The sequence below is a fragment of the Shewanella sp. Sh95 genome, assembly GCF_001308045.1.
In the GTDB taxonomy this organism is placed as follows: domain Bacteria; phylum Pseudomonadota; class Gammaproteobacteria; order Enterobacterales; family Shewanellaceae; genus Shewanella; species Shewanella xiamenensis.
In genome coordinates this window covers 1-237 of sequence record NZ_LGYY01000137.1, presented here as the reverse complement: position 1 = coordinate 237, position 237 = coordinate 1, and the positions used below count along the sequence as shown (strand labels likewise).

Here is a 237-nt window from a genome sequence, read left to right as displayed (position 1 = left end):
GGCGCTCACCACTTTGTGGTTCATGACTGGGGTGAAGTCGTAACAAGGTAGCCCTAGGGGAACCTGGGGCTGGATCACCTCCTTACCTATACGACTAACTCGATGTTTGCTGAGTGTTCACACAGATTTGCTTGATAGAAGATAGAGTAAAAGATGGGTCTGTAGCTCAGCTGGTTAGAGCGCACCCCTGATAAGGGTGAGGTCGGTGGTTCAAGTCCACTCTGACCCACCAATCCT

General features: G+C 51.1%; 1 tRNA gene and 1 rRNA gene. Both read left to right on the top strand.

Going from position 1 to position 237, the window contains the following annotated elements:
* Positions 1-85: ribosomal RNA gene (locus AEA42_RS10160) — 16S ribosomal RNA — on the top strand; the annotation flags it as partial.
* A gap of 70 nt (positions 86-155) precedes the next feature.
* Positions 156-232: transfer RNA gene (locus AEA42_RS10155), tRNA-Ile, on the top strand.
* Positions 233-237 lie beyond the last annotated feature (5 nt).